Annotated in this window: 11 protein-coding genes; 10 read left to right on the top strand and 1 reads right to left on the bottom strand. The window is 73.1% G+C overall.

Annotated features, from left to right (window positions below; translation table 11 throughout):
• Positions 1-214 precede the first annotated feature (214 nt).
• The gene (locus OG510_RS29040; RefSeq protein ID WP_164265993.1) at positions 215-946 is read right to left on the bottom strand and encodes a VIT1/CCC1 transporter family protein; all 732 of its coding nucleotides are present in this window, start codon (positions 944-946) and stop codon (positions 215-217) included.
• 304 nt (positions 947-1,250) lie between these two features.
• Here OG510_RS29040 and OG510_RS29035 point away from each other — a divergent pair, with 304 nt between their 5' ends.
• From OG510_RS29035 to OG510_RS28990, 10 genes are read left to right on the top strand one after another with little or no spacing between them, the layout of a single operon-like run.
• Complete coding sequence (locus OG510_RS29035; RefSeq protein ID WP_406140696.1) at positions 1,251-2,288, top strand: LacI family DNA-binding transcriptional regulator; 1,038 nt, start codon at positions 1,251-1,253, stop codon at positions 2,286-2,288.
• Positions 2,285-3,244, top strand: a complete 960-nt coding sequence (locus tag OG510_RS29030) for a carbohydrate ABC transporter permease (RefSeq protein ID WP_406140695.1) — start codon at positions 2,285-2,287, stop codon at positions 3,242-3,244. Before OG510_RS29035 ends, OG510_RS29030 begins: the two co-directional genes overlap by 4 nt.
• Positions 3,241-4,095: a carbohydrate ABC transporter permease gene (locus tag OG510_RS29025; RefSeq protein WP_164265996.1), complete on the top strand. Its 855-nt coding sequence runs from the start codon at positions 3,241-3,243 to the stop codon at positions 4,093-4,095. The genes OG510_RS29030 and OG510_RS29025 overlap by 4 nt, the downstream gene beginning before the upstream one ends.
• Entirely contained in the window at positions 4,095-5,480 is a 1,386-nt protein-coding gene (locus OG510_RS29020) for an ABC transporter substrate-binding protein (protein ID WP_406140693.1), read from the top strand. Before OG510_RS29025 ends, OG510_RS29020 begins: the two co-directional genes overlap by 1 nt.
• Positions 5,481-5,531: 51 nt before the next feature.
• Positions 5,532-6,671, top strand: a complete 1,140-nt coding sequence (locus tag OG510_RS29015; protein ID WP_406140691.1) for an ADP-ribosylglycohydrolase family protein — start codon at positions 5,532-5,534, stop codon at positions 6,669-6,671.
• Complete coding sequence (locus OG510_RS29010; RefSeq protein WP_406140690.1) at positions 6,668-7,861, top strand: ADP-ribosylglycohydrolase family protein; 1,194 nt, start codon at positions 6,668-6,670, stop codon at positions 7,859-7,861. Before OG510_RS29015 ends, OG510_RS29010 begins: the two co-directional genes overlap by 4 nt.
• Positions 7,858-9,015: an ADP-ribosylglycohydrolase family protein gene (locus OG510_RS29005; RefSeq protein WP_406140689.1), complete on the top strand. Its 1,158-nt coding sequence runs from the start codon at positions 7,858-7,860 to the stop codon at positions 9,013-9,015. Before OG510_RS29010 ends, OG510_RS29005 begins: the two co-directional genes overlap by 4 nt.
• Positions 9,012-10,442: an ADP-ribosylglycohydrolase family protein gene (locus tag OG510_RS29000; RefSeq protein ID WP_406140687.1), complete on the top strand. Its 1,431-nt coding sequence runs from the start codon at positions 9,012-9,014 to the stop codon at positions 10,440-10,442. Before OG510_RS29005 ends, OG510_RS29000 begins: the two co-directional genes overlap by 4 nt.
• A gap of 23 nt (positions 10,443-10,465) precedes the next feature.
• Positions 10,466-11,698, top strand: a complete 1,233-nt coding sequence (locus tag OG510_RS28995; RefSeq protein ID WP_406142609.1) for a CaiB/BaiF CoA transferase family protein — start codon at positions 10,466-10,468, stop codon at positions 11,696-11,698.
• Positions 11,695-12,573 carry an HpcH/HpaI aldolase/citrate lyase family protein gene (locus tag OG510_RS28990; protein ID WP_406140686.1) on the top strand — a complete coding sequence of 293 codons (879 nt, stop codon included), beginning with the start codon at positions 11,695-11,697 and terminating at the stop codon, positions 12,571-12,573. Before OG510_RS28995 ends, OG510_RS28990 begins: the two co-directional genes overlap by 4 nt.
• The last annotated feature ends 3 nt before the right edge of the window (positions 12,574-12,576 follow it).

Raw genomic sequence — 12,576 nt, 5'->3', positions numbered from 1 at the left:
ATGCGGACACCGCAGAGCGGTGGAGGTGGGGGCGACACGGCCGGATCGGCGTCCGTGGGGCCCGGAACGGAGCAGGCGACGTTGCCTGCGGCGCTTCCGCCTTATGCCCGGTGGTTCAGCACTCAAAACCGCCGGGTAACCGATACCTCGATACCTATGATGCACCCTGCATAAAGCCTCACCCCGCCGTGCGCCCGAAGCCGCCCCCGGCCGGTCAGCCCACCGCGGTGCCGAAGAGCGCTCCCAGCGCGTACGTGATCCCGGCCGCCGCTCCGCCCAGCGCCAGCTGCCGCAGCCCGCTGTACCACCAGGAGCGCGCGGTGACCCGCGCCACCACGGCGCCGCAGCCGAAGAGCCCGATCAGCGCCAGCAGCAGCGCCGGCCAGAGCGCGGTGGCGCCGAGCAGATACGGCAGCAGCGGGAGCAGCGCGCCCAGCGCGAAGGCACCGAAGGACGACAGGGCGGCGATCAGCGGGGACGGCAGGTCGTCCGGGTCGATGCCCAGCTCTTCCCTGGCGTGGATCTCCAGCGCCTGCTCGGGGTCGCGGGAGAGCTGCTCGGCGACTTCGGCCGCCAGTCGGGGCTCCACCCCGCGTGAGACGTAGAGCGCGGCCAGCTCCTGCATCTCGTCCAGCGGGTGCTTGCGCAACTCCCGGCGCTCGACCTCGAGTTCGGCCTGGACGAGCTCACGCTGCGAGGCGACCGATGTGTACTCGCCCGCGGCCATCGAGAAGGCTCCGGCCGCCAGGCCCACGAGCCCGGTGATCACGATGGTGCGGTGCGAGACGTCGCCACCGGCGACACCGGTCATCAGCGCGAGGTTGGAGACCAGTCCGTCCATCGCACCGAAGACGGCGGGGCGCAGCCAGCCGCCGTTCACGTCCCGGTGGGTGTGGTTGTCGCGGTGCGCCTCGTGCAGCGCCGCCTCGTTCTCCATGATGGACATCGGTCCCCGCCCTTCTCTCTTCGTCAGCGCCCCCGCTCCGCGCGGCGAACCCGGGAACAGAGTCGAAAGTACGCACGAAAAATGGCCCCCGCCAGCAAGGAAGGCCGTACTTACCAGGGGCGCGGAGGGCCGGGACCAGCCCGGATGTGATCCCCCCGGAGCGCCATGGAGACATGGATCACACGGCAGCCGCATTGACGTCCCGGAGACGGGTCTTCAGTATCTGTAAACGTTTCCAGTTGCTGGAAACGTTTACAGCTCACTCGCTCACCCACTCCACGTCACGGATGCTCAGGGGGCAGGCATGCCGCAGAACGGGACGCCGACCATCGTGTCGATCGCCGAGCGCGCGGGGGTGTCCATCGCGTCCGTCTCCCGGGTGCTCAACGGTGTGGGCGCCCGCCCCGACACCGTCTCCCGGGTCGAGCGCGCGGTCGCCGAGCTCGGTTACGTACCGAACGCCGTGGCCCGCTCGCTCAAGGGCGGCAGGACCCGGCAGCTGACCTTCGCGATGGAGGACATCGGCAACCCGGTGTACGTGGCGATGGTCCGCGGCATCCAGGCCGTCACCCGGGCCGCCGGATACCGGCTGCTGCTGCACTCCACCGACGCGGTCGTGGAGGACGAGCTGGCCGCGATCCGCAGTCTCGGCGACCGCACCAGCGACGGGCTGATCCTCTGCCCCATCCGCATCACCGGCGCCTATGCGAAAGCGCTCGCTTCGGCGGCCGCCCCGGTCGTGATCATCGGATCGCTGCCGGAGAACGTCCCCGTCGACAGCGTGCGCGCCGACTCGGTGCGCGGTGTCGGGCTCGCCGTGCGCCATCTGCACGAGACGGGCCGGCGCAGGATCGCCTTCGTCAACGGCCCGCTCGACACCGTGCCCGGCCGCAACCGTGCGAGCGGCTACCGCAAGGCGCTGGAGAGCCTGGGCCTGCCCTACGACGAGTCGCTCGTGGTGAGCACCGGCTTCGCCACCGAGTCCGGCGCGGCGGCGGCCGAGCGGCTGCTGGCCGCCTCCCCCGACGCGCTGTTCTGCGCCAACGACCAGCTGGCCGTCGGCGCGGTCCGCACCCTGCACTCCCGCGGGCTGCGCATCCCCGACGACATCGCCGTGGCCGGGATGGACGACAGCACCCTGGCCCAGGCCGCCTGGCCGCCGCTGACCAGCGTCGACCTGGGCTCCGTCGAGCGCGGCAGGCGGGCGGCCGAGCTGCTGCTCGCCCGGCTCGGCCAGGGAGCGGCCCCCGAAGCCCCGCAGCACAGCACCGCCGTACCCCGCCTCGTCGTACGCGCCTCCACCGCGCCGGCGACCGACCTGGAGAACCCGAGGTCCGTATGAGTCTCACCGCAGCCCGTGGCAAAGACGCCGCGGGCCACCGCGGCACCCCACCGCCCCGCACCCCTGACCAGCGCAAACGGGCGCTCGGTCTGGACCGGGGCGCCTGGTTCCTGCTGGCACCCGCCCTGCTCCCGGTCCTGGTGCTCAGCGTGGGGCCGCTGCTGTACGGCATCTCGCTCGCCTTCACCGACTCGCAGGCGGGCCGCACCACGTCGACGCAGTTCACCGGGCTGGCCAACTTCACCGATCTGCTGCACGACTCGCTGTTCTGGGAGTCGTTCCGGATCGGCATCGTCTGGGCCGTCAGCGTCACCGTGCTGCAGTTCGTGATGGCGCTGGGCCTGGCGCTGCTGCTCAACGAGAATCTGCGCTTCCGCTGGCTGGCCCGGACACTCGCGCTGGTCCCGTGGGCGATGCCCGAGGTGGTCGTCGGGATCATGTGGCGCCTCGTCTACCACCCGGACGCGGGCATCCTCAACAAGACCCTGACGCAGCTGCACCTGATCAGCGACAACGTGGACTGGCTGACCAGTCTCTCGGTGGCGCTCCCGGCGGTGATCGTGGTCGGTGTCTGGGCCGGGATGCCGCAGACCACCGTGGTGCTGCTGGCCGGTCTGCAGAACGTGCCGGTGGAGCTGAAGGAGGCCGCGCAGCTCGACGGCGCCGGGCTGTGGCGGCGTTTCACCACCGTCACCTGGCCGGCGGTCAGGCCGGTGGTGATCGCGGTGACCTCGCTGAACTTCATCTGGAACTTCAACTCCTTCGGCCTGGTCTATGTGCTGACGCAGGGCGGACCCGGCGGCAAGACCCGGCTGCCGATGCTCTTCTCGTACGAAGAGGCTTTCAAGTACGGCCAGTTCGGCTACGCGGCCGCGATGGGCCTGGTGATGGTCGCCCTCATCGCGGTCCTCCTCACCGTGTTCCTGCGCAAGAAGCTCAACGAGGAGGCGGCATGAGTGTCCCCGCACGGCTCAGGGCCCGGCGGACGGCCGGCCGCACCGGGCAGTATCTGGCGCTCCTGTGCTATCTGGTCTTCCTGGCGTTCCCGCTGGTGTGGCTGGTGTCCACCGCGTTCAAGTCGCCCAGGGAGCTGGGCTCCATCAGCCCGACCTGGCTTCCCCAGCACCCGACCCTGGACAACTTCAGGGCCGCGTTCGACGCGCAGCCGCTGCTGCACTCGGCGCTCAACAGCCTGATCGTGGCGGGCAGCGCGACGGTGATCTCGGTGGCGCTCGCGGTGCCCGCCGCCTACGCCCTGGTCCGCTTCCGCAGCCGGATGTCCACGGTGGCCAACGGCTGGGTGCTGGTCAGCCAGATGTTCCCGTTCGTCCTGATCATCATCCCGCTGTTCCTGGTGCTGAAGAACCTGCACCTGATCAACTCGCTGGCCGGTCTGATCGCGGTGTACGTGGTCTGGAACCTGCCGTTCTCGCTCTGGATGCTCCAGGGGTACGTCAAGGCCGTGCCGGTCACGCTGGAGGAGGCCGCGGCCGTCGACGGCGCCGGGCGGCTGCGGACCCTGGTCAGTGTGGTCTTCCCGCTGCTCACCCCGGGGCTCGTCGCGACGGCGATGTTCACCTTCGTCACCGCCTGGAACGAGTTCTTCTTCGCCCTCGTGCTCCTCAAGTCCCCGGAGAACCAGACGATGTCCGTGATCCTGACCCGTTTCCTCGGCGCCGAGGGCGTCGCCGACCTGGGGCCGCTCGCCGCGGCCTCGGTCATCGCGACCATCCCCAGCCTGCTCTTCTTCGCCCTGCTCCAGCGCAGGCTGGTCGGCGGCATGCTCGCAGGGGCGGTGAAGGGCTGATGCGCACCTCTGTCCGGGCCCGCGCCCATACCCGTACCCGCGCCCGTACCGGGATCCGTACCCGCCGCTCCGCCCGGATCCGTACCGCGGTGACGGCGCTGGCCGCCGCTGCCGGGCTCGTCCTCGTCGCCGGCTGCGGCGGAGCGAAGAGCGACGGCTCATCGGGCCGTATCACGCTCCAATTCCTCAGCCTGGCCTGGCAGAAGGACTCGGTGGCCGCCAACAAGGCCCTGGTCGCGCAGTGGAACAAGCAGCACCCCGACGTCCGGGTGAAGTATGTGCAGGGAAGCTGGGACGGCATCCACGACCAGCTGCTCACCTCCTTCGAGGGCGGCCAGGCGCCGGACATCATCCATGACGACGCGTCGGACCTCACGGACTTCGCGTACGGCGGCTACCTCGCCGACGTCCGCGGGATGCTGCCGCCGTCACTGAAGAAGGACATTCCGCGGCAGTCCTGGGACATGACCACCTTCGGCAAGGGTATCTACGGCGTGCCGTTCCTCCAGGAGCCACGCGTCATGGTCGCCAACACCAAGCTGCTCAAGGCTTCCGGCGTACGGATCCCCACCGCCGCCCACCCCTGGAGCTGGGCCGAGTTCGAGCAGGCCGCCAAGAAGCTCACGGCCCGCGGTCCGGGCGGCGAGACCCGGCGGTACGGGGTCGCCTGGTCGATGAAGGAGCCGGTGAGCCAGTCCGTCAACAGCGCGGCGTCGACCGGCGGGCAGATCTTCAGGACGTCCGGCGGGAAGAACAAGGTGAGCTTCGACGCCGCGGACTCGGCGGTGTCCCAGGTCATCAACCGGCAGATCAACGACGACCACACCGCGCCCAAGAGCAGTCTGGGCATGGGCGGTTCGGACACCCTGCCCGGCTTCTTCGCGGGCAAGTACGCCATGGTCCCGCTGAACTTCTCCTTCCGGCAGCAGGTCCAGCAGCAGGCTCCCAAGGGCTTCGGCTGGACCGTCCTGCCGATGCCCGCGGGGCCCGGTCCGCACGGCAGCGCGCAGGGCGTCGTCCCGCAGACCCTCTCGGTCTCGCAGGACTCGCACCACAAGCAGGCGGCGGTCGACTTCATCTCCTTCCTCACCCAGGGCAAGAACGCCGCCCGGCTCGCCCTCGGCGACTGGCTGCTGCCCAATAGCCGCTCGGCGCTGAAGGACCCGGCGCTGCGCACTCCGGCGAACGGCTGGCTCACGGGCAGCCGGATGGCCGGCGACCTGGTCCCCTCCCCCGTACTCGGGGTGCGCGGCTACGCCGAGTGGAAGGACAAGATCGCCACCCCCGCCTTCCAGGAGTACTACAACGGCTCGATCGGTCTCGGCTCGCTGCGCTCCAAGCTGACCGGCGATGGCCAGCGGGTCCTCGACCGGTACCAGCGCTGACGCCTCCCGCGTCCGCGCCCGCACAACCCCAGAAATGAGCACGATCAGCCCATGAGCGGCAGCCCAGGCCCGGCCCCCGAAGCAGTCACGGCGCACGGACCACCCCAGGCCCGGCTCCGGCGCGAGCGGCCGGCGCTCCCCCGTACGCTGCGCGACCGCGCCCGCGGCGCCCTCCTCGGCCTCGCCGTGGGTGACGCCCTGGGCGCCCCCGCAGAGAACATGAAGCCGTCCAGGATCAGGGAGCGCTGGGGCCGTATCGAGGGCTTCGTACTGGACGAGCCCGCCGGTACCGACGACACCGAGTACGCGATCTTCTCGGGGATGCTGCTCGCCGAGCACGGTTCGGCGCTGACCGTCGCCCATGTCGAGGCGGCGTGGCACCTGTGGATCGCCGACCGCGACGAAGGCCCGTTCCGCGGCGCCGGGTTCAGCGAGCGCGGCACCCTGGAGAACCTGCGGCGCGGTCTCGCCGCCCCGATCTCCGCCCAGCACCGGCACGCCTGGAGCGACGGACTCGCCATGCGGGCCGCGCCGTTCGGGGTGTACGCGACGGGCCGGCCGGCCGAGGCGGCCCGGCTGGTCGCGGTGGACGGCACGGTCAGCCATGACGGCGAGGGGATCTACGGCGGGCAGGCCGTCGCCGCTGGGGTGGCCGCCGCGATGGTGAGCGACAGCCCCGACGCGGTGGTGCAGGCCGCTCTCTCGGTGATCCCCGAGGACTCCTGGACCGCGCGCTCACTGCACCGCGCGGTCAGTGCGGCCCGGCGGGCGGTGCCCGCTCCTGACGGCTCGCCGCTGCCGGTCGAGCGCGCGGTGCGCTCGGCCGTCGTGATCGGCGGTTACCCCTGGACGGATCTGGCACCCGAGGCGGTGGGCCTGGCCTTCGGGGCGTTCATCGCCGCCCGCGGCGACTTCCGCGGCTCGGTGCTGACCGCGGTGAACATGGGCCGCGACGCCGACACCACGGCGGCCGTCGCGGGCTCTCTCGCGGGGGCGCTCGGCGGCGAGAGCGGCATCCCGGCCCACTGGGCGGCGGCCATCGGGCCGGTGCGCGGCAGCTGTCTGCCCGCCATGGCCGGCCGCCACATCCTCGACGTCGCCGACGGTCTCCTGCCGCCGGACACGGCGGCCGGCCGAGCGACCGCACCGGAGAACGAACCGGAGAACCACGACAGACAGGCCGCCTCGTGACGACAGAGCTGACTCATCCCGCCCCAGGGCTCACCGGCCGCGACCCGCACCGCCGGGTCGAGGGGCTGCTCCTGGGGATCGCGGCGGGCGACGCCGCGGGCTGGCCGGCCGGCCGGCACCGCGCGGCGCTGCTGCCCAACTGGACCCGCAGACTCACCCGCGAACTGGACACCTTCGCCGAGCAGAACGCCACCACCACCCTGCCGGTGCCCATCGCGCTGAACCAGCCGCCGGCCCCGCTCCAGCTGGGCCCTTCGGACGACGCCGAGTGGGCCACGTTCACCGCGCGGGCGATCCTGTCGGCGGCCTCGTCGGGGCACAGTGACCTCTCTCCCGGGCAGCGGGTGCGTTCCGCGCTCGCGCTGGCCTGGAACGCGCTCGCCGACGAGGTGGCCGCCGCCTCCGCGCAGGCCGACGAGATCGAGTCGGCGCTGATCCCGCTGCGCGCGCGGATCTCCGTACGGGCCGGGCTGGGCAATCTGGCGGCGGGGCTGCGGCCCCCGGCCACCGGCCACGACAATCCGCACCACTTCGACGACGCGGCCTGTGTGCGCGCGGCGGTACTCGCCGTGGTGCACCCGGGCGACCCGGCGGCCGCCGCCGGCCTCGCGGAGTTCGACGCCCGCTACACGCAGGACGGCGACGGGGTGCACGGCGCCCGCGCGATGGCCGCCGCGGTCGCCGCCGCGCTGGGCGGGGCGACGGCCGCCGCCTGTGTGGACGAGGCGCTCGCGCAGCTCCCCGAGGGCAGCGAGATCCGCCGCAACGCCCTGCACGCGGTGGCGCTCGCCCGCACCGCGACAGCCGCCGGGACGGGCCGCCCCGGCAGTGCCTTCGCCCTGGTCCCCGTCCTGGAGCACGAGATCGTCGACCACGTCTACAGCTACGGGATCGCCGCGGCCGAGACGGTCCCGGTCGCCCTGGCCATGACCCTCGCGGCGGGCGGCGCGCTCGCCGAAGCGGTGCCGTCCGCCGCCTGTCTGTCCCGGGTCGCCGACTCGGCGCCCGCGCTGGCCGGCGCCCTCACCGGCGCCATCGGCGGCGCCGATGCCCTGCCCGACACCTGGCGGGACAGCTGCCGCACCCTCGTCGGCTGCGCCCTGCCCCAGCTGGCCGGCACCGATCTCGTCGAGGTCGCCGCACGGCTCGCCTCCCATCTGCCTGTCTTCCCGGAAGGAACCCGCTCATGACCGTGCCCACCCCATCCCTGGAGGACCGCACCACCGGAGCCCTGATCGGCGCCGCCGTCGGGGACGCGCTCGGCGGCCCGGTGGAGGGCTGGACCCCGGAGGCCATCAGCGAGCGGCACGGCGGCCGTGTGCAGGGAATCGTCGAGCCCTTCTACAAGGACGAGTGGCGTACGGCCCGGCCGATCGCCCCGTACCACAAGGGCGACGGGCACGTCACCGACGACACCCTGATGACCCATGCGCTGATCCGCGTCTACGAGACGGTGCGCGACCACCTCGACGCGTACGCGGTGGCCGACCATCTGGTGCCCGACCTGATGGGCACACCGCGCTGGATCCCCGAACTCGAGGCGGAGGCACTGCCGTTGCAACGGATCTTCCTCGCCGAGAAGTGGATCGTGGCGCGGCTGCACTACGGGCATGTCGACCCGCGCGAGGCCGGGGTCGGCAACATCGTCAACTGCGGCGCCGCGATGTACATGGCGCCCGTCGGCCTGGTCAACGCGGGCAGCCCGGCCAACGCGTACGCCGAGGCCCTCGACATCGCGGGCGCCCACCAGTCCAGTTACGGCCGCGAGGCCGCCGCGGTCTTCGCGGCTGCCGTCGCGGCGGCCTGCAAGCCGGGCGCGACCCCCGAATCGGTGGTCGGGGACGTCATCGGGCTGGCGAAGGACGGCACCCGCGCGGCGATCGAGGCGGTCTGCGAAGTGGCCGCCGCGCACGACGGGTTCGAGTCGGCGCTGAAGCCGCTGCGGGAGGCGGTGACCCCCTTCGACACCGTGGGCCCCGAGTACCGCAAGCCGTCGCTCGGCGCCCGCCGGCCGTCGCGGCTGCACTCCATCGAGGAGCTGCCGGTGGCGCTCGGGATGCTGCTCGCGGGCCGCGGGGAGTTCCGCGAGACCGTCCTCGGCTCCGTCAACTACGGCCGGGACTGCGACTCCATCGCCACCATGAGCGGCGCGATCGTCGGCGCGCTCCACGGTGAGGGCGCGGTGCCCGCCGACTGGGCGGGTCAGGTCGCCACGGCCAGCCGGCTCGATCTGCACGCCCCGGCCACCGCGCTCGCGGCCGTCACCCGTGAGGTGTTCGCCCATGACCTGGAGCGGCGCCGTGAGCACGAGGCGCTGTTCGGCGCCATAGCGGGTGCCAGGTGACCGCCCCGGGCGCCCCGGCCGTGACCGGCCGGGCGCTGCGGCTGACCTGGGTGCAGCCCGAGGACCTGGTGGGCCACGAGCTGGCGCAGGCCGCGCAGGACGGGCGCGATCCGGTGGCGGCCCGGCAGCGGTGGACCACCGCGGGCGGCCATCTGGCACCGGCCCGCGCGGGCGCGTCCGCGGAACCCGCGACCCCGGAGCTGCGCGCGCTCGCCGGGGAACTCCTGGACGAACTGGGCGCCACCGTATCGCCGTTGGCGGCCGACGAGCCGACCGGCCTGGACGCGATCAGGGCGCTGTGCCCCGCGTGGCCCGCGCCGACGGCCGCTCCGGCGGACCGGGACGCGCTGCGCGCACGCCTCGAAGCGTCCTGGCTGGGCCGGGCGGCGGGCTGCGTACTCGGCAAGCCGGTCGAGAAGCTGACGCTCGAAGGCATCAGGGCCATCGCCCGCTCCACCGGCAACTGGCCGCTGGACGACTGGTTCACCGAGGTGGGCCTCGACCCCGATGTGGCCGCCGCCCATCCGTGGAACCGCCGCTCGCGCCCCACCTCGCTCGCCGAGAACATCGACGGCGCCCCCGAGGACGACGACCTCAACTACCCGCTGCTCGGCCTGCTGTTGCTCGACCGGTACGGCCCGGACTTCAGCACCGCGGACGTGGCGCAGCTGTGGCTTGACGAGCTGCCGGCCGGCCGTACCTTCACCGCCGAGCGGGTCGCGTACCGCAATCTGCTCGCCGGGGTGGAGCCGCCGGACACCGCCGCGTACCGCAATCCGTTCCGTGAGTGGATCGGCGCGCAGATCAGGGCCGATGTCTTCGGCTGGACCCACCCGGGCGACCCGGGCGCGGCGGCCGGCGCGGCCTGGCGGGACGCGGTGCTCACCCATACGGCGAACGGGGTGTACGGCGAGATGTTCGCCGCCGCCGTGATCGCGGCCGCGGCGGGCGGCGGCGCGGACGTCCACGCCTGTCTGCGCGCCGGTCTGTCGGTCGTGCCGCCCGGCTCCAGGTACGCGGCCGCGGTGCGCTTCGGTATCGACCGGGCCGCCGCCGAACCGCTGGGCAGCGCCGCCGCGTTCGAGTCGGTCGTGGACGAGCTGCACACGGCGTACGGCGACCACCACTGGGTGCACGTACTGCCGAACGCGGCGCTGCTCGCGGCCGCGCTGACCCACGCGGACGGCGACTTCACCGGCTCCGTCTGCCGCGCGGTGTCCGGCGGCTGGGACACCGACTCGAACGGTGCGACGGCGGGCAGCGTCGCGGGGCTGCTCGCGGGCGGCCCGCGCGCGCTGCCGTCCCGCTGGACAGCGCCGCTGCACAACCGGCTGGCCACCACGGTGGGCGGCCTGGACGGCATCGGCTTCGACACACTCGCCGAGCGCACGCTGCGCCATGTGCGGCGAGGGGACCTACCGGCATGACGAGGGCAGTGGAGGCACCACAGATGCACGACGAGACCGCGGAGACACCGGACGCGGACGCGCCCCGGCCCTCCCCCCTCCAAGGACTGCGCGTCCTCGATCTGGCGACGCTCTTCGCCGGGCCGCTGGCCGCGACGATGCTCGGCGACTTCGGGGCCGAGGTCATCAAGGTGGAGCACCCCCGCAAGCCCGACCCCTCGCGCGGGCACGGCCCGAGCAAGGACGGTGTGGGGCTGTGGTGGAAGCTGCTGGGCAGGAACAAGCGGAACATCACGCTGGACCTTTCCTCGCCCGACGGCCGCGATGTGCTGCTGAAGCTGGCGGCGGGAGCGGATGTGGTCATAGAGAACTTCCGGCCCGGCACCCTGGAGAAGTGGGGCCTGGGCTGGGCGGAGCTGTCCGCGGCCAACCCGCGGCTCGTGCTGGCGCGGGTGACCGGGTTCGGCCAGTTCGGTCCGTACGCCCGGCGCCCGGGGTTCGGCACTCTCGCCGAGGCCATGAGCGGGTTCGCCGCCATGACCGGCGAGCCGGACGGACCGCCGACGCTGCCGCCCTTCGGCCTCGCCGACTCGGTGGCCGCGCTCTCCACCGCGTACGCCGTGATGACGGCCATCGCCGGGCGGGACGTGACCGGGTGCGGCCAGGTCGTGGACATGGCGATCATCGAGCCGATGCTGGCGGTGCTCGGCCCGCAGGCCATCTGGTACGACCAGCTCGGCTACGTACAGCCGCGCACCGGCAACCGGTCGAACAACAACGCGCCGCGCAACACCTACCGCACCCGCGACGGCAGTTGGGTGGCCGTGTCGACGTCGGCCCAGTCGATCGCTGAGCGGGTGATGCGGCTGGTGGGGCGGCCCGAGGTCATCGACGAGCCGTGGTTCGCCTCCGGTGCGCAGCGCGCCCGGCACGCCGACGAGCTGGACGCGGCGGTCGGCGACTGGATCGCCCGGCACGACCGGGCCGAGGTGGTGACGGCGTTCGAGGAGGCCCAGGCGGCCATCGCGCCGGTCTACGAGATCGGCGATGTGATGGCGGACCCGCAGTACCGGGCGCTGGGCACGATCACGGAGGTCCCGGACGAGGAGCTGGGCACCATCCGGATGCAGAACGTCCTCTTCCGGCTCTCCGGGACTCCCGGCGCCGTCAAGTGGGCCGGACGCCCGCACGGCGCCGACACCGACGAGGTACTGACCGGGATCGGCCTGGCACCGGCCGCTATCGCGGCCCTGCGGGATTCGGGTGCGGTCCGGTGAATGTGTCGTCGGAGGCGCTGCCCGCACCCAGCCCGGTGCGGACCGTGCTGACCTGGTTGTACGTGCCGGGCGACCGGCCCGCCGTGGTGGCGAGGGCGCTGGCGTCGGGCGCCGATGTGGTGCTGGTCGACCTGGAGGACGCGGTCGCGCCGGACCGCAAGGCGTACGCGCGTGACGCCACGGCCGAACTCCTCACCGACCCGTCCCCCGGCCCCTCGCCGGTGCATGTGCGGATCAACGCGCTGGACGGTCCGCTCGCGGAGCGGGACGTACGGGCCGTCGCCGGGCTGCCGGGGCTCGCGGGCCTGCGGCTACCGAAGGCGGGCGGTCCCGCGGAGGTGCGCGATGTGGCCGGCTGGGCGGCCGAAGCGGGCCGCGCGGGCATCGCGCTCTATCCGATCCTGGAGTCGGCGCTCGGGGTGGAGCGGGCGTACGAGATCGCCACCGCCACCCCTTCGGTGCGGGGGCTTGCGCTCGGCGAGGCGGATCTGCGGGCCGATCTGGGGGTGTACGACGAGGCGGGTCTCGCCTGGCCGCGGAGCCGTGCGGTGGTCGCGGCGCGGGCGGCGGGGCTGGCCCCGCCCGCCCAGTCGGTGTACGCGGACGTCCGCGACCTGGAGGGACTCGCGGCGTCCTGCGCACGCGGCAGGACACTGGGCTTCCTGGGGCGCGCGGCGATCCATCCGAGGCAGCTGCCGGTGATCGAGGAGGCGTATCTGCCCACCGCGGCCGAGGTGCGGGCGGCGCGGGACATCGTGCTGGCCGCGCCCACCGACGAGGGGGCGCTGGCGCTTCCCGACGGCCGGTTCGTGGACGCGGCCGTGGTGGCGGGCGCCCGGCGCACGCTGGATCTCGCGGAACGCCGGCGGGTCTGAGAC

The sequence above is a fragment of the Streptomyces sp. NBC_01089 genome (genome assembly GCF_045162975.1).
Classification (GTDB): Bacteria; Actinomycetota; Actinomycetes; order Streptomycetales; family Streptomycetaceae; genus Streptomyces.
Note: the sequence above shows the minus strand (reverse complement) of the source record. Positions and strands in the feature narration are given on the sequence as shown.